The sequence below is a fragment of the Paraburkholderia sp. J63 genome, assembly GCF_905220245.1.
Taxonomy (GTDB): Bacteria; Pseudomonadota; Gammaproteobacteria; order Burkholderiales; family Burkholderiaceae; genus Paraburkholderia.
Genome location: NZ_CAJMZF010000004.1, coordinates 123,527 through 139,493 on the forward strand (window position 1 = coordinate 123,527; position 15,967 = coordinate 139,493).

12 protein-coding genes are annotated in these 15,967 nt (G+C 68.4%); 4 read left to right on the forward strand and 8 right to left on the reverse strand.

The features are described from left to right. Positions 1 to 13: 13 nt before the first annotated feature. The gene (gene tkt, locus U5775_RS06495) at positions 14 to 2,125 is read right to left on the reverse strand and encodes a transketolase (RefSeq protein ID WP_322057305.1); all 2,112 of its coding nucleotides are present in this window, start codon (positions 2,123 to 2,125) and stop codon (positions 14 to 16) included. A gap of 276 nt (positions 2,126 to 2,401) precedes the next feature. Here tkt and U5775_RS06500 point away from each other — a divergent pair, with 276 nt between their 5' ends. From U5775_RS06500 to U5775_RS06510, 3 genes are read left to right on the forward strand one after another with little or no spacing between them, the layout of a single operon-like run. Continuing rightward, the gene (locus U5775_RS06500) at positions 2,402 to 2,950 is read left to right on the forward strand and encodes a type 1 glutamine amidotransferase domain-containing protein (protein ID WP_322057306.1); all 549 of its coding nucleotides are present in this window, start codon (positions 2,402 to 2,404) and stop codon (positions 2,948 to 2,950) included. 52 nt (positions 2,951 to 3,002) lie between these two features. Then, positions 3,003 to 3,278, forward strand: a complete 276-nt coding sequence (locus tag U5775_RS06505; protein ID WP_322057307.1) for a DUF1488 domain-containing protein — start codon at positions 3,003 to 3,005, stop codon at positions 3,276 to 3,278. Between the two features lie 58 nt (positions 3,279 to 3,336). Next, positions 3,337 to 3,948, forward strand: a complete 612-nt coding sequence (locus U5775_RS06510) for a hypothetical protein (protein WP_322057308.1) — start codon at positions 3,337 to 3,339, stop codon at positions 3,946 to 3,948. An 11-nt stretch (positions 3,949 to 3,959) separates the two neighbouring features. Here the strand turns inward: U5775_RS06510 and U5775_RS06515 are convergent, their stop codons facing one another. The 4 genes from U5775_RS06515 to U5775_RS06530 are packed head-to-tail and all read right to left on the reverse strand — an operon-like array spanning position 3,960 to position 9,029. Continuing rightward, a complete protein-coding gene (locus tag U5775_RS06515; protein WP_322057309.1) occupies positions 3,960 to 5,054 on the reverse strand; it encodes an enolase C-terminal domain-like protein in 1,095 nt (364 codons plus the stop codon). Positions 5,055 to 5,065: 11 nt separating this feature from the next. Continuing rightward, a complete protein-coding gene (locus U5775_RS06520) occupies positions 5,066 to 7,426 on the reverse strand; it encodes a xanthine dehydrogenase family protein molybdopterin-binding subunit (protein ID WP_322057310.1) in 2,361 nt (786 codons plus the stop codon). Continuing rightward, positions 7,423 to 8,442, reverse strand: coding sequence for a xanthine dehydrogenase family protein subunit M (locus U5775_RS06525; protein ID WP_322057311.1), 1,020 nt, complete (start codon positions 8,440 to 8,442; stop codon positions 7,423 to 7,425). The genes U5775_RS06520 and U5775_RS06525 overlap by 4 nt, the downstream gene beginning before the upstream one ends. Next, positions 8,439 to 9,029, reverse strand: coding sequence for a (2Fe-2S)-binding protein (locus U5775_RS06530; RefSeq protein WP_322057312.1), 591 nt, complete (start codon positions 9,027 to 9,029; stop codon positions 8,439 to 8,441). The genes U5775_RS06525 and U5775_RS06530 overlap by 4 nt, the downstream gene beginning before the upstream one ends. A gap of 284 nt (positions 9,030 to 9,313) precedes the next feature. On the opposite strand from U5775_RS06530, the gene katE reads away from it, so the two are divergent. Further along, entirely contained in the window at positions 9,314 to 11,410 is a 2,097-nt protein-coding gene (gene katE, locus U5775_RS06535) for a catalase HPII (protein WP_322057313.1), read from the forward strand. A 52-nt stretch (positions 11,411 to 11,462) separates the two neighbouring features. On the opposite strand, the gene U5775_RS06540 is transcribed toward katE, so the two are convergent. The 3 genes from U5775_RS06540 to U5775_RS06550 all read right to left on the reverse strand — a co-directional run bounded on the left by U5775_RS06540 (position 11,463) and on the right by U5775_RS06550 (position 15,922). Beyond that, on the reverse strand, positions 11,463 to 13,079 hold the full coding sequence (locus tag U5775_RS06540; protein ID WP_322057314.1) for an efflux transporter outer membrane subunit: 1,617 nt from the start codon (positions 13,077 to 13,079) through the stop codon (positions 11,463 to 11,465). Position 13,080: 1 nt separating this feature from the next. Next, positions 13,081 to 14,658 (reverse strand): DHA2 family efflux MFS transporter permease subunit, encoded by a 1,578-nt coding sequence (locus tag U5775_RS06545; RefSeq protein WP_322057315.1) that lies wholly within the window; start codon positions 14,656 to 14,658, stop codon positions 13,081 to 13,083. 67 nt (positions 14,659 to 14,725) lie between these two features. Next, positions 14,726 to 15,922 (reverse strand): HlyD family secretion protein, encoded by a 1,197-nt coding sequence (locus U5775_RS06550; RefSeq protein ID WP_322057316.1) that lies wholly within the window; start codon positions 15,920 to 15,922, stop codon positions 14,726 to 14,728. Positions 15,923 to 15,967 lie beyond the last annotated feature (45 nt).

A 15,967-nucleotide genomic window follows, 5' to 3' on the forward strand; every position in this document is an offset into this window, starting at 1 on the left:
ACCAGGCCGCGCTTCACTCCCCCACGCCCGCGTCCGCCTTGCAGCGCGCGATCTGCTTCCTCGCTTCGTCCACCACGCGTTCGGGCGTGAAGCCGAACTTCGTGCGCAGCGCAGCGAGCGGCGCCGACGCGCCGAACGTATGCATCACGATCTGCGAGCCCAGCCGGCCCACGTAGCGGTCCCAGCCCAGCGTGGCCGCCTGCTCGACGGCCACGCGCGCACGCACCTCGGGCGGCAGCACGGCGTCACGGTAGGCCTGATCCTGGCGCTCGAAGATCTCCCACGAGGGCATCGACACCACGCGCGCGTGGATGTTCTCGGCCTTCAGCGTTTCGTAAGCGGAGATGCACAACCCCACCTCGCTGCCCGTGCCCAGCAACAATACTTCGGGCTGCTTGCCATCGGGCGCATCGGCGAGCACATAGGCGCCGCGCCGCACGCCTTCGGCGCTCGCATACCGGCTGCGATCGAACGTGGGCACCGGCTGGCGCGTCAGCACGAGGCAGGCCGGCTCGCGCGGCGCCTCCAGCGCGACGCGCCATGCCTGCGCGACTTCGTTGGCGTCGGCGGGACGCAGCGTCGTGAGGCCGGGCACCGCGCGCAGCGAGGCCAATTGCTCCACCGGCTGGTGCGTGGGCCCGTCCTCGCCCAGACCGATCGAGTCGTGCGTGAAGACGTAGACAACGGGCAGCTCCATGATCGCGGAGAGCCGGATCGGCGGCTTCATATAGTCGCTGAAGATGAGGAAGGTCGAAGCGAATGGCCTCAGGCCCGATATCGCAATGCCGTTCGAGACGGAGCCCATCGCGTGCTCGCGCACGCCGAAGTGCAGATTGCGCCCGCTCGGGCTGTCGTGCTCGAAGCTGCCCGCGCCTTCGAACTTGAGGTTGGTCTTCGTCGATGGCGCGAGGTCCGCGGCCCCGCCGATGATCCACGGCACGCGCTGCGCGATCGCGTTGAGCACCTTGCCCGACGACTCGCGCGTGGCCATGCCTTTTTCGTCCGCGTCGAAGCTCGGGATGCCGGCGTCCCAGCCGTCGGGCAGCCGGCCGTCGAGCAGTTGCTGCAGTTCCGTGGCGAGCGCCGGCTCGCTGGCGGCCCAGGCGGTCAGGCGCTGCCGCCACGCCTCGTGCTCCTGTCTGCCGCGCGCGCCCAGCCCGTTCGCGATGTGCTCGCGCACGCCATCGGGCACGAGAAAGTGCGCGTCTTCGGGCCAGCCGTAGGCGCGCTTGGCGAGGCGCACTTCGTCCTCGCCGAGCGCTTCGCCGTGCGCCGCCGCCGTGTCCTGCTTGTGCGGCGCGCCCCAGCCGATGATGCTCTTCACGACGATGAGCGTGGGCCGGTCGTTCACGGCCTTGGCTTCGGTGAGCGCGGCTTCGAAGGCGGCGGTATCGTTGGCGTCGTCGACGTGCAGCGTGTGCCAGTGGTAGCCGCGAAAGCGGCTTTCCACGTCGTCGCTATAGGCGAGGTCGGTATGGCCTTCGATCGTGATCCGGTTGCTGTCGTAGATCCAGATGAGATTCGAGAGCCGCAGATGGCCCGCGAGGGATGCCGCTTCGTGCGAGACGCCCTCCATCAGGTCGCCGTCGCCGCACAGCGCGTAGATGCGGTAATCGAATAGCGGCGCGTTGGGCTTGTTGAAATGCGCGGCCAGCCAGCGCTGCGCGATAGCCATGCCCACGCTGTTGCCGAGGCCCTGGCCCAGCGGCCCCGTGGTGGTTTCCACGCCCGTCGTCAGGCGGAATTCGGGGTGGCCCGGCGTCACGCTGTCGAGCTGGCGAAAGTGCTCGATGTCGGCGAGCGAGACGGCGGGCTTGCCGGTGGGCCGCCCGTGCGCGTCGACGTCCTTGACGCCCGCGAGATGCAGCAGCGAATAGAGCAGCATCGAAGCGTGCCCGACCGACAGCACGAAGCGGTCGCGGTTGGGCCAGAGCGGCGCATCGGGGTCGTACCGCAGATGATGCTGCCAGAGCTGGAAGGCCACGGGCGCGAGCGCCATCGGCGTGCCGGGGTGGCCGGAGTTGGCCTTTTGCACGGCGTCCATCGAGAGGGTGCGGATCGTGTCGATGGCGAGGCGGTCGAGATCGGGGCGGGTGGCGATACCGGTTGGGGTCGATTGGGGCATGAACGCCTCCTTGGCAATAGCGTGCGGGAGAGGGATGAGCGCGGGGCGGATTAACCGGAAGTGCTGCGCAAATGCAGTGCCGCGTGGCGTGAAGCGTGGCGATAACCGTGGCGCGGGCCGTCGCGCGCGGCACGCAGCGTGCGTCGTAAAAGAGCTGAAAGGTGCCGCCGGGTGCTTGTGGGCGTTTGTGGCACACGGGTTGCGCAACAAGGGCAACGCGCGGCAAACCGCGATCAACCGTATCAACCGCTGAACGCAAAGCCAGGGAGGACAGTGATGGCAAGCGAACTGAAGCACTGCAAGGTGGCGATCCTCGCCGTGGATGGATTTGAGGAATCCGAATTAACCGGGCCGCTGCGCGCGCTCACCGAGGCGGGCGCCGAGGTTGAAGTGATTTCGCAGAAGAGCGGCGAGATCCAGGGCTTCCGCCACGTCGACAAGGGCAGCCGCGTGAAGGTGGACCGCACGTTCGCCGAAGCGAAGGCCGACGACTACGACGGCGTCGTGCTGCCCGGCGGCGTGGTCAACGCCGACGCCATGCGGATGATTCCCGAGGCGCGGGAATTCGTGCGCCTGATCGACGCCGCGCACAAGCCGCTTGCGGTGATCTGCCATGGCGGCTGGCTGCCGGTCTCGGCGGGGATCGTGAGCGGACGCACCATGACGAGCTGGCCCTCGTTGCAGGACGATATTCGCAACGCGGGCGGCACGTGGGTGGATCAGCGCGTGGTGCGCGACGGCCATTTCATCACGAGCCGCAAGCCCGACGACCTGCCCGCGTTCAACGCGGAGCTGATCGCGAGCCTGAGTTCGGCGGCGGCGTAGATCGCGCCGCGGAAGTTCTTTCAAGCGAACCGGTAAGGAGGACGAACTCCGTATGCGTATCCAATACCCGAGCGATCCCCCGCGATTCGACGGCGCCAATCTGGTGATGCGCTTCGTGGCGGAACTGGACGGCGCGCCGCTCGACTGCGGCGTCACGGCCGAGGCGCTGGAGGACCATTTCGGCGCGGCATCGGCACTCGAAGGACCGCTGCGCGACGCGTTCGCGCGCGGGCAGGACCGCATCCGCGCGGCTTGCACGCGAGCGATCGAGCAGACGGGCGGCGCCGTGGTGTTGCACAGCGGGCATTTTCGCGTCGAGGATCAGTGAGCCCGCAGCAGCGAATCAACGCATCGACGTATCAACCCAATGCGCAAGGAGGTGTGCCATGTCTCTGATCGTCGCGAGCCGTTTCACGACGTTCGACAACGCCGAAGCGGCCATCGACAGGCTCCATAGCCACGGTTTCGTGGATGAAGACCTGTCGCTTTTCTACGTGAACCCCGGTGGCCAGCACGCCCTCTTTCCGGTGGGCGGCGACCGCAATGCCGACCCGCAGGCGCGCTGGGCGTCGCTGGGCGCTGGCGCGGGCGCGGCGGCGGGGGCAATGATCGGTCTCATGGTCGCCGTGGTGTTCTCCCTGCTGTTTCTGCGCTCGCTGATCGTGCTTGCGGTGGCCGCCGGCGTGGGCGCCTATGTGGGCACGCTGATGGGCGCGCTCTGGCAGACGCGCGGCGGCGGCCACGGCCGGCGGCCCGACATCGGCCACGACCCCGACGGCACGCCGAAGGCGCGCGAATCGGGCGTGCTCGTGGCGGTCCACGTGAGCCCCGAGACGCAGGCCGAGGCCGCCCAGGTGCTCGAGGAAGCGGGCGGCATGGAAGTCGAGCGCGCCAGCGGCCGCTGGCAGCACGGGCAATGGACCGACTTCGACCCCACCCGCACAGTCGAGCCGGTGCGCACGGAGCCCGCGCGACGCGCTCACGTAAGCGGCGCTTAACTCATAAGCGCTCACGTGACGGCATAGCGCTTCGCATCGGCGTGACGCAGCGCGAGCCCGCAGCCGGGCCGCCCGGAATCGGGCGCGATCCGGCCGTCGTGCACGCGCGGCGCGCCGTCGAACAGCATCGCCTCGATTCGCGCATGGTCATGGAACCACTCGATGTGTTCCAGGCGCTTCGCCGCGCAAGCCACATGCAAATGCAGCGCAGGCGCGCAATGCGCCGAGAGCGGCATGTGCCACGCGTCGCAGAGCGCGTCGGCCTGCAGAAAGCCGGAGATGCCGCAGCAGCGCGACGCGTCGGCCTGCAGCACGTCCACCGCATGCGTTTCGAGCAGCGCGCGAAAATCGTCGGCGGTATAGGCGTATTCGCCGGCGGCGAGCGCCATCGCAGGCGGCAACGCGGCACGCAGCGCCGCGAGACCGCGCCGGTCGTCCGATGAAACGGGCTCTTCGAACCATTGCACGCCCTGCGCATCGAACGCGGCCGCGAGCCGCTGCGCCTCCTTGAGTGCATACGCACCGTTGGCGTCGACGAACAGCCCCGCGTCGCCGATCGCGCGCCGCGCCGCTTCCACGCGCGCGGCGTCGTCGGCGGGCTGCGAGCCTACCTTCATTTTTACCCACTGGCAGCCGTCGTCTTCGATCCAGCCGCGCAACTGGCGCGCGAGCGTGTCCAGATCGTAGCTCGTGAAGCCGCCGCTGCCATAGACGGGCACGCTCTCGCGCTGCGCGCCCAGCAGCGTGACGAGCGGCACGTCGAAGACCTTGGCCTTGAGATCCCAGAGCGCGGCATCCACCGCCGAGATCGCGCAGGCCGCGCAGCCGGGCCGGCCGATATTGCGCACGGCGCGCTGCATCGCGAGATTGATGGCGCCGATATCGTGCGGGTCGTGCTGGCGGACTTCGTCGGCGAGCACGCCGGCGATGAGCGCCGCGGCGCTCGCATGCGCATAGGTGTAGCCGATGCCGGTCTTGCCGAACGCATCGATTTCCACGACCGCGAGCGTGGTGGCGCGCCATGCGATGGTGCCGTCCGCTTCGGGCGCATCGGTGGGGATCGTATAGGCCTGGGCGGCGAGGCGCGTGACGGGCGAGGGCTTCATGGCGCGCGCCTTCAAAGCAGCTTGTCGAGCGTGATAGGCAACGCGCGCACGCGTTTGCCCGTGGCGTGCCAGATCGCATTCGCGACCGCCGCGGCCACGCCCACCACGCCGATCTCGCCCACGCCCTTGACGCCGAGCGGGTTCACCACCTCGTCGTGCTCGTCGACGAACAGCACGTCGATCTCGCCGATGTCGGCATTCACGGGCACGTGGTATTCGGCGAGGTTGTGATTCATGACGCGGCCGAGCGTGTGATCGAACTGCGCGTGCTCGTGCAGCGCCATGCCGATGCCCCAGACCACGCCGCCCGCGATCTGGTTCGCCGCCGTCTTGGGGTTGACGATGCGCCCGGCGGCCACCGCGCTCACCACGCGCGCGACGCGGACCTGGCCGAGCGATTCGTCGACGCGCACTTCGGCGAACACGGCCGAATGCGTCGCCAGCGAGTAGCGCTCGCGCACGGCGTCGGGCTTGAGCGTGACCGTTTCTTCCAGCGTCTTCAGGCCCGCGCGGGCGAGCAGGTCGGCGATGGCGACGCGCATCGAGCCATCGATACCCTCGGCACCATTGGTATCCGCGGAACCGCCGCCGCGCACACGCACCTCGCCGTGCTCGATCGCGAGCGCCTCGCCCAGCGTCGCGGCGTCGAGGTTCGCGAATCCCACGCCGCCGTGCTCGACCAGCAATTGCGCGAGCCGCGCGCGCAACTGCTCGCACGCGAGCGACGCGGCGCTGCCCACCGACGCCACCGTCCACGAGCCGCCTTCGATGGGCGCGTTCGGCAGCGACGTGTCGCCGAGCGTGAAGCGCACGTCCTCGATCGGCATGTGCAGGACGCCGGCGGCGATCTGCGAGATCGCGGTATAGGTGCCGGTGCCGATATCGGACGTGCCGCTCGCGAGCGCGAGCAGGCCGTCCGCGTCCAGCGTGGCGCGCACGGTGGCCTCGTTTTGCAGGGCGTCCCACATGCCCGTGGCCATGCCATAGCCTACGAGCTCGTGGCCGTCGCGCATCGAGCGCGGCGCGGCGATACGCGCGCCCCAGCCGAAGCGTTCCGCGCCCTGCGCATAGCAGTCGAGCAGCGCCTTGCTCGAAAAAGGCCGCTTTTTCTCGGGGTCTTCGGTCGAGTAATTGCGGATGCGCAGTTCGAGCGGGTCCATGCCGAGCGCGACGGCAAGCTCGTCCATCGCGCATTCGAGCGCGAAAATGCCTTGCGCGGCGCCGGGCGCGCGCATGTCGAGCGGCGTATAGACATCGAGGCGCCCGAGCTTGTAGCCGAGCTGCACGTTTTCGGCGCGATAGAGCTGGCCGGCCCAGTTCACGACCACGTCCGTGAAATCTTCGAACTGCGAAGTTTCGCCGACGGCTTCGTGAACGATGGCCTCCAGCCGCCCGTCGCGACGCGCGCCGAGCGCGACGTGCTGGACCGAGGCGGGCCGGTGGCCGAAGGTGAACATCTGTGCGCGCGTGAGCGAGACGCGCACCGGGCGGCGCAAGCCGCGCGCGGCCATCATGGCGAGCGGCAGATGATACTGGGGCCGCAAGCCCGAGCCGAACGCGCCGCCCACGAAGGGCGAGACCACGCGCACGCGGTCCTGCGTGAGGCCGAACACCTTCATCAGATATTGCTGCGTGTTGCGCACGCCCTGGGTCTTTTCGTAGACGGTGTAGCGGCCGTCGGCCGAAGGCACGACCGTGCAGCCGTGCGTCTCCATCGGCTGGTGGTACTCCACGGGCGTGGAGTAGAACGCGTCGGTGCTGGCAGCGGCGCGCGCGAGCACCTCATAGGCGTCGCCGCGCGGCGCGGGCGGCGGCTCGAAGCCGCCTTTCTCCAGCGAGGGCATGACCGCGTCCTGGAGCACGCGATCGAGATCGGTCTGATGGGGCTCGCTGCGGTAGCGCACGCGCACGAGCGACGCGGCATACCCGGCAAGCTCCGGCGTTTCGGCCACCACGAGCGCGACGGGCTGGCCCGCGTAGCGAATGCGCGCGTCGCCGAGCGGACGGAACGGCGTGCCGCCCGGCGCGATCTGGTCCTTCCAGGCGGCATCGTCTTCGGCCAGCGCGGGGCGGTTCTCGTGCGTCATGACCAGCAGCACGCCGGGCAGCGCCTGCGCGGCGGAGGCGTCGATGGCGACGATCTCCCCGCGTGCGATCGGCGCGTTCACCACCATGCCATGCACGAGCCCGGGGGCCGGGAATTCGGCTGCGTAACGCGCGGCGCCGGTGACCTTGCTGCGGCCGTCCACGCGCGACAGTGGCGCGCCGATGCGCGCCCCGGTTGCTGCCGAGCGTGACGATGATTGCGTTGGCGCTGCGGATGTCGTCGTTGCGGGCGCGCCCGCATGGCGGGATTCGGCGGCGGTGCTCATGCTTCGTTCTCCTCGGCGTCCTGCGCCGGTTGGGGCGCGAGCGCCCGCTCGAAGGCGCGCACGATCGCGCGGCGGGCGAGCTCGACCTTGAAGGCGTTGCCCGGGCGCGGGTCGGCGCGCGCCACGATGGTATCGGCGAAACGCGCATGCGCATGCGTATCGTCCGCCGCGCAGCCAATCAGTTGCGCCTCCGCTTCGCGGTCGCGCCACGGCTTGTGCGCAACGCCGCCCAGCGCGCAGCCGAGCGCGCGTATCGCGCCGTCCTCCACATGCAGGCCCAATGCTACGGAAACCAAAGCAAAGGCATACGACTGGCGATCGCGCACTTTCAGATACGTGCTGTGCCGCGCATAGCCTTCAATGGGCAGCTCGATGGCGGTGATGAGCGCTTCCGGATCGAGCGCGGTCTCGCGATGCGGCGTCTGTCCGGGCAGACGGTGCAGCGAGTCGAACGGCAGCGTGCGCGCGCCCTGGCGTCCCGCGACGTGGACGCTCGCATCGAGCGCCGCCAGCGCGACGCACATATCGGACGGATGCGTCGCGATGCAGTGCTCGCTCGCGCCGAAGATCGCGTGCATGCGGTTCACGCCATCGAGCGCGGCGCAGCCCGAGCCGGGGGCGCGCTTGTTGCAACTCGTGGCGGGATCGTAGAAGTACAGGCAGCGGGTGCGCTGGAGCAGATTGCCGCCGAGCGTCGCCGCATTGCGGATCTGTGCCGAGGCGCCCGCGAGTATCGCCTGCGCGAGCATCGGGTAGCGCTCGCGCACGCGCGCGTCCCACGCGAGCGCGCTGTTGCTGACGAGCGCGCCGATGCGCAGGCCGCCGTCCGGCGTCGGCTCGATATCGCGCAGCGGCAGCCGCGAAATGTCGATGAGGGCCGCGGGCCGCATGACGTTCTCGCGCATCAGATCGACGAGATTGGTGCCGCCCGCGAGGAACTGGGCATCGTCCATCACGGTGTGCAGACGCACCGCCTCGGCCACGCTCGTCGCGCGCATCCAGGAAAAGCGGTTCATGGCGCGTCCTCCTCGCCGGCGGCGCCGTCTTGAGTGCGGCGCACGGCCTCGACCGCATTGGTGATGTTCACGTACGCACCGCAGCGGCACAGGTTGCCGCTCATCTGCTCGCGCACGTCGTCGCGGCAGTGGGCGTGATTTTCCGCGAGCAGACCCACCGCGGAGCAGATCTGGCCCGGCGTGCAGTAGCCGCACTGGAACGCGTCGTGATCGACGAAGGCCTGCTGCACGGGATGCAGCGTCTCGCCTTGCGCGAGGCCCTCCACGGTCGTGATGGCGGCGCCGTCGTGCGCCACGGCGAGCGCGAGGCACGCATTGATGCGCACGCCGTCCACGAGCACCGTGCAGGCGCCGCACTGGCCGTGGTCGCAGCCTTTCTTGGTGCCGGTCAGAAGGAAGCGCTCGCGCAGCAGATCGAGCAGGCTGATCCACGGCTCCAGTGTCAAGGTGTGGCGCACGCCGTTAATCGTCAGGACGATGGCGACCGTGTCGGGGGCCGTAGAAGGTGCCGCGGAAGATGCAGCGGAATGGGCGCTGTCGTGCGTTTGGTGCGTGCGGTGCGTTCGATGGCGGGTGGCGGTGTGCATGGCGGCCTCGTTGCGGCCCGCTTCGAGGACGGGCCGGTTGCAGGGGTTCGGGACTTTGGGACATTGCGCGGCGGGCGGCCCGCGCACCTACCTCCGGAGTGAGCAACGGGCTTGCCCGCCCGGCGCCACGCGCGGGAAAAAGCCATCGACCAGCATCGACAAGCAGCGGGAACGCGGCTTGCCTGCGCGCCGGGCAACGGGCCATGCGCCACGCAGCGGTACATCGCTTGCGGCGCATACAGATCCACCCGAAAGGACCCACCAGGACCCACAAGGAGCCACCCATGCCACATCGTAAGTCCTCCCACGGCCAGCAGGCGCCCGCCGACGCGAAGTCCCGGCAACTCGAATCATTCCGCTCGCGCGCGCAGGGCGAGGCGTTGCGCACGAACCAGGGCGTGAAGATCGCCGATAACCAGAACACCTTGCGCGCGGGCCCGCGCGGCCCCTCGCTGCTCGAAGACTTCATCATGCGCGAGAAGATCACGCACTTCGACCACGAGCGCATTCCCGAGCGCATCGTGCACGCGCGCGGCTCGGCGGCCCACGGGATCTTTCAGGTCTACGAATCGCAGGCCGAGCTCACGCGCGCCGCGTTCCTCCAGGACCCCGCCAAAACCACGCCGGTCTACGTGCGCTTTTCGACAGTGCAAGGACCGCGCGGCTCCGCCGACACCGTGCGCGACGTGCGCGGCTTCGCGACGAAGTTCTACACGGAGGAAGGCAATTTCGACCTGGTGGGCAACAACATGCCGGTCTTCTTCATTCAGGACGCGATCAAGTTTCCCGACTTCGTCCACGCCGTGAAGCCCGAAGCGCCCGACGAAATGCCCACGGGCGGGACCGCGCACGACACCTTCTGGGACTTCGTCTCGCTCGTGCCGGAAAGCGCGCATATGGTCATCTGGGCCATGTCCGACCGCGCGATCCCGAAGAGCCTGCGCACGATGGAAGGCTTCGGCGTGCATACGTTCCGGCTCATCAACGCGCAGGGGAAAGCGCGCTTCATCAAATGGCACTGGCGCCCGGTGCTGGGGTCGTACTCGCTCGTCTGGGACGAGGCGCAGAAGATCGCGGGCAAGGACCCCGATTTTCATCGGCGCGATTTGTGGGAGGCCATCGAGCGCGGCGACTATCCCGAGTTCGAGCTGGGCGTGCAGGTGATCGAGGAGGCCGACGAGCACAAGTTCGGCTTCGACCTGCTCGACCCCACGAAGCTCGTGCCCGAAGAACTCGTGCCCGTGAAGCTGATCGGCAAGATGACGCTGAACCGCAATCCCGACAACTTCTTTGCCGAGACCGAGCAGGTGGCGTTTCACCCGGGCCATATCGTGCCCGGCATCGACTTCACGAACGACCCGCTATTGCAGGGGCGTTTGTTCTCTTATACCGATACGCAGATCAGCCGCCTCGGCGGCCCCAATTTCCACGAGATCCCGATCAACCGGCCCGTGTGCCCGTTCCAGAACAATCAGCGCGACGCGATGCACCGGCAGACGATTGCGGTCGGGCAGGCATCGTATGAGCCGAATTCGGTGAGCGAAGGCTGGCCCAAGGAAACGAAGCCCGACGCGGGCGGCTTCGAGAGCTACGCGGAACGCGTGGACGGCACGAAGATCCGCGTGCGCAGCGAATCGTTCGCCGATCACTTCTCGCAGGCGACGATGTTCTACCGGAGCATGTCCGCGCCCGAGCAGGCCCATATCGCGGCGGCGTACACGTTCGAGCTCGGCAAGGTCACGAAGCCGGCCATACGCGAGCGCACCGTCAACGAGATACTCGCGAACATCGACGCCGATCTGGCCGCAACCGTCGCGCAGGCGCTGGGGCTGCCCGCGCCGAAGGCGGGCAGCAAGCCGGGCAAGCCGCAGCCGGCCGACTCGCCGGCGCTGAGCCTGCTCAACCGCGTGAAGCCGGGCATCGCGACGCGCAAGATCGCGCTCCTGAGCGCGCCCGGCGGCGATGGCGCGATGATCCGGCAACTGCGCGATGCGTTCGCGAAGGAGGGCGCGAGTGCGTTGCTCGTGGCCCCGACGCTCGAAGCGATCGACGGGCTCGTGCCTGATGCGACCATCGCGGGCATGCCCTCGGTGATGTTCGACGCGGTGTTCGTGCCCGGCGGCGAAGAGGCCGCGCAGACGCTCGTGCAATCGGGCGACGCGCGCCATTTTGTGAGCGAGGCGTTCAAGCACCTGAAGGCGATAGGCGCGGTGGATACGGGGCGCTTGCTGCTGAGCGCGGCGCATTTGCCGGACCCTGCCGATGGGGTGGCGCATGGGGATGTGGCTGATGTCGCGAACGTGCTCAGGGCGTTTATTGATGCGGCGGGACAGCATCGTGTGTGGTCGCGGGCGGCGCAGGCGGAGGGGGTGGGGGCGTGAGGGAGGTGTGCCGCCGTGGGCCGGGTGAGTGCTTCTTTGCGCACGGCGCGCCTCAGCGCGCGCCGACCGAAGCCCCCGACGCCGAAGCAGCACCCCACCCCCCACCCAGCGCCTTATACAGCGAAACCAGATCGGTACAAACCTGCAACCGTCCTTGCTGCGCGTTTTGCTGCGCCGTGCTCAGTTGCCGCTCGGCATCAAGCACGTCAATGAACGAAACGATGCCCTTGCGATAGCTGTCGCGCGCGAGCCCATACGCCTGCCGCTGCGCGTCCGCGCTCTCGTCGAGCGAGGCGAGGCGCGCCTGATCGGTGCGATAGACCACGAGCGCGTTGTTCACGTCGCGCAGCGCGACGAGCACCGTCTTGCGATAGTTCAGCGCCGCTTCGGTCTGCTGCAGCTTCGAAAGGCGCAGATTCGAAATCAGCGCGCCGCCCTGGAAAATCGGCAGCGAGACGCTCGGCCCCCACGACCAGAACAGGCTCGCCCAATGCGCGAGATCGTGCGGCGTGGTCGCGCGCGTGCCCGCTTGCGCGGTGAGCGAGATGTCGGGGTAGAACTGCGCCACAGCGACGCCCACGTCGGCCGTCGCGGCATGGAGCGTCGCCTCGGCGCGGCGGATATCGGGCCGCCGGCGCGCGAGCGTGGCGGGCAGGCCAACGGGCACGTCCGGCGGCGTGGCAGGCAGCGCGGCGGGCGGCGCGCCGGGCGGAACCAGTTCGGCATCGAGCGCGCCGGGCGCGTCGCCGGTGAGCATCGCGAGCGCGTTGAGCGACTGTGCGATCTGCTGGTCGTATTGCGGCAGCAGCGCCTCGGTTTGCGCGCGCTGCGCCTGGGCGCGCTCGACGTCGAGCCGGCTTTCCAGCCCATGCGCCGAGGCGTTCTGCGCAAGCTCGACCACTTCGCGCTGCTGCGCGATCAGCGCTTCGGCGATGGCGCGCAGCGTCTGCGCGCCGCGCAACTGCAGATAGGTTTCGGCCACCTCGGCTTCGAGCGAGACCTGCGCGTCGTGCTGCGATTCCTCGGCCGCCTCGGCCTGCGCGTTCGCGGCCTCCACCGAGCGGCGCACGCGGCCGAACAGGTCGAGCTCCCACGAGGCATCGAAGCCGGCCTGCCACAAGTTGATGGGCGCGGTGAGTTGATCGAGCGCGTGTTGTGCGCCGCGCTCGACGGCCGCGCCCGAGCCCGGTGCGATCCGGTTCACGGGCGAGTCCGGCGCGCCGAGCGAATCCACTTGCTGATAGACGCCGGCCGATTCGAGAAAGCCTTTCGCGCCCAGTTGCTCGCGTTCGTAGCTCGCGGTCGCGCGCACGTTGGGCAGGCCTTGCGCCGCGGCTTGCTGCGTTTGCTCGCGCGCCTCGGCAATGCGCACGACCGCGATGCGCAAGTCGGGGTTGCCGCGCAAGGCCTGGTCGATCAGCGCGTCGAGTGTCGGGTCGCCGAAGCTGTGCCACCATGCCGGATCGGGGTCCGATTCGACCGATGGATTCGATGTTTTGTTATCCTTACCAACTTGCGTCTGCATCGCGTGCCAGTCCGCCGGGACCTGCGGTTGCGGCGGCTTGAAATCGGGGCCCACGGTGCAGGCGCTCAGCGCGACCGCAAGCGTGACAGTGAGCACCGAAGCCTTACGAAACGCCCTCTGCGGCAGCGAGCAGAACACGTTCATCTCAATGCCCTCCCGACGCCTTCGCGGGCGAGAAGAACAGCGCGAGCGGCGCGAACGCTGCGCAGAAGCACGCGAGCAGACCGAACACGTCGATATAGGCCAGGATCGTTGCCTGAGAAACGAAGGTTTCGTAGAGATGACCGGTCGCCGTCTGCATGGCCTGCGCGAGCGGCACGCCGCTTTGCTCCATGATGGTCTGCGCGTTGCGCGCGAGCGTGTCCTGGTAGTTCTGCGAGAGCGGCGAGAGATGCCCGCTCAGGTGCGCCATCCACGCCTGCGAGCGCTCGCGGATCAGCGCCGTGGAAAGCGAAATGCCGATCGAGCCGGCCACGTTGCGGAACATCGTGAAGAGCGCGGACGCGTCGTTGTTGAGTTCCTTGGGCACGGTGAGGTAGGCGAGCGTGGTGATCGGCACGAACAGGAAGCCGATCGCGATCGACTGCGCGCTGCGCAGCTTCACGAGCGTCGTGTAGTCGATATCGGGGGTCAGCGTGCGCGCGTAGATGAGCGCGGCGGCGAGCAGCACGAAGCCGGTGAGCACGAGCAGGCGCGTCTGCACGTGCGGCATCAGGCGGCTGATGAGCGGAATCTCCATCGTGATGAGCAGCGCGCCCGGCGAGAGCACGAGTCCCGCGAGCGTGGCCGTGTAGCCGAGCTGCTGCTGGGCCAGTTGCGGCATGATCACGGCGCTGCCGTAAAGCACGGTCGCGAACGCGGCGATCGTCGCGCAGCCCAGTGCGAAGTTGCGGTCACGCAGGCAGCGCGGGTCCACCACGGGATGCTTTGCGTAGATTAGTCTGAACACGGCGCCGACGATGCCGAGCACCGCGAGCACCGCGAACGTGACGATGAACGGCGAGCCGAACCAGTCGTCGTCTTCGCCGCGATCGAGCATGACCTGGAGGCAGCCCAAGCCCACGGCGATCAGCGCGATGCCCGGAAAATCCACCTGGCGCCAGTTCACGCGCTGGCGCGATTCGCGCTTGACCCACGGCGGATCTTCCACGAGCTGGAACACGGCGAGCGTGGTCAGCACGCCCACGGGCACGTTGAGCAGGAACACCCAGCGCCACGTGAAGTTGTCGGTGATCCAGCCGCCCAGCGTAGGCCCGAGCACGGGCGCGACCACGATCGCCACAGCCGAGATCGAGAACGCGCGGCCTCGCTGGGAGGGCTCGAAGGTGTCCAGAATGATCGACTGCTGGTTCGGCTGCAGGCCACCGCCGAAGAAGCCTTGCAGCACGCGAAACACCACGAGCTGGCCAAGGCTCGTGGCCACGCCGCACAGGAACGAGCAAACCGTGAATGCGGCAATGCACACCATGAAGTAACGCTTGCGCCCGAGCACGCGGCCGAAGAACGCCGAGATCGGCAGCACGATGCCATTGGCGACGAGATACGACGTGAGCACCCAGGTGGCCTCGTCATAGCTCGCGGACATGGTGCCCGCGATATGCGGCAGCGCGACGTTCACGATGGTGGTGTCGAGCACCTCCATGAACGCCGCGAGCGTGACCGCGATCGCGATCATCCACGGGTTGCCGCTGGGGCGCCAGCGCTGCTGCTGCGAGTCGCTCATGGCGAGTGCGCTCCGCCATGCGCCAATGCCAGGGATTGCCAGGTATTCAAACGAAGGCCTCCGATCTTCAGTGGCTAAGATAGACGGTGGGCTCGACCGAAATCCCGAGCGGCAAGGGCCGGTTATTGGGCAGGCCGCTGTCGATCACGATCTTGACCGGCACGCGCTGCACGATCTTCACGAAGTTTCCGGTCGCGTTCTCGGCGGGAAACGCGGAAAAGCGCGAGCCGCTGCCTAGCTGAACGCTGTCCACGTGGCCGCGCAAATCGAGCTTCGGATAGGCGTCCACGCTGATCTTCACCTTGTCGCCGGGCCGCATGCGCGTGAGCTGCGACTCCTTGAAGTTGGCCGTGATCCACATTTGCGGCGTGACGATCGAGAACAGCGCGGTGCCCGCCTGCAGGAAGCTGCCGAGCTGCACGTTGCGGCGCGTGACCCAGCCGTCCGAGGGCGCGCGCAGATCGCACCAGGCGAGGTTGAGCTGGGCCGTCGCGAGCTGCGCCTCGGCGGCATCGACCTGCTCGCGGCGCTCCTCCACGGCAGCAACGGCCTGGCGGATCTGCTGCGGCGCGAGGCGCGCGGTCCGCAACTGCGCCTGCGCGCTCATGACGTTGGCGTGCATGGTGCGCTGCTGGGCCGTGGCGGCGTCGATGTTCTGCTGCGTGGTCGCGCGCGGGTCCACCGTGCTCTGGCGCGCGTAGTCGGCTTGCGCGCGCGCGAAGTTCGCATCGGCCGTTTCGATCTGCGCGCGCGCCTCGTCGTACTGCGCCGGATACTGCACGCGCGCGATGTCGAGCTGCGCCTGCGCGGCCAGCAACTGCGCCTGGGCGAGGCCCAGTTGCGCGCGCGCCTGATCGACCTGGGCCGCGTAATCGCGAGGATCGATCTCCACCATCAGGTCGCCTTTGTGGACGAACACGTTGTCGTCGATCTTGAGCTGCGTGACGTAGCCCGATACTTTCGGCGCGATGGAGATGGCGTTGCCGTCGGTGTAGGCGTCGTCGGTGCCGACCTGGTTGCGCGTGGCGAACCACCAGATGAACGCACCCAAAGCGATCAGCACAATCACGATTCCCAGCATGATCAGCGGCTTCTTGCTGCGGTGCTTGCGCGGTGCTTTCTTGCCGTTATCGTCCTTGCCGTTGTGGGCGCCGTCCTGGCCCTTCGTTGGGGCGCCGCGGCGCGGCTTGCCTTTGTGCGCGCGCGACCATGCGCTCACGCCGTCCGGTGCTGCGTGTTCAGCCATGCGCGTCTCCCGCGGCATGTGTCGAGTGGGGAGGGAAGGAACAGGAAGTCATGGGTGCCCGAA

Excerpts from the sequence above, each read along its gene's own strand:
- tkt (WP_322057305.1), bottom strand. The coding sequence starts at position 2,125 with ATGCCCCAATCGACCCCAACCGGTATCGCCACCCGCCCCGATCTCGAC.
- U5775_RS06500 (WP_322057306.1), top strand. The coding sequence starts at position 2,402 with ATGGCAAGCGAACTGAAGCACTGCAAGGTGGCGATCCTCGCCGTGGAT.
- U5775_RS06505 (WP_322057307.1), top strand. The coding sequence starts at position 3,003 with ATGCGTATCCAATACCCGAGCGATCCCCCGCGATTCGACGGCGCCAAT.
- U5775_RS06510 (WP_322057308.1), top strand. The coding sequence starts at position 3,337 with ATGTCTCTGATCGTCGCGAGCCGTTTCACGACGTTCGACAACGCCGAA.
- U5775_RS06515 (WP_322057309.1), bottom strand. The coding sequence starts at position 5,054 with ATGAAGCCCTCGCCCGTCACGCGCCTCGCCGCCCAGGCCTATACGATC.
- U5775_RS06520 (WP_322057310.1), bottom strand. The coding sequence starts at position 7,426 with ATGAGCACCGCCGCCGAATCCCGCCATGCGGGCGCGCCCGCAACGACG.
- U5775_RS06525 (WP_322057311.1), bottom strand. The coding sequence starts at position 8,442 with ATGAACCGCTTTTCCTGGATGCGCGCGACGAGCGTGGCCGAGGCGGTG.
- U5775_RS06530 (WP_322057312.1), bottom strand. The coding sequence starts at position 9,029 with ATGCACACCGCCACCCGCCATCGAACGCACCGCACGCACCAAACGCAC.
- katE (WP_322057313.1), top strand. The coding sequence starts at position 9,314 with ATGCCACATCGTAAGTCCTCCCACGGCCAGCAGGCGCCCGCCGACGCG.
- U5775_RS06540 (WP_322057314.1), bottom strand. The coding sequence starts at position 13,079 with ATGAACGTGTTCTGCTCGCTGCCGCAGAGGGCGTTTCGTAAGGCTTCG.
- U5775_RS06545 (WP_322057315.1), bottom strand. The coding sequence starts at position 14,658 with ATGAGCGACTCGCAGCAGCAGCGCTGGCGCCCCAGCGGCAACCCGTGG.
- U5775_RS06550 (WP_322057316.1), bottom strand. The coding sequence starts at position 15,922 with ATGCCGCGGGAGACGCGCATGGCTGAACACGCAGCACCGGACGGCGTG.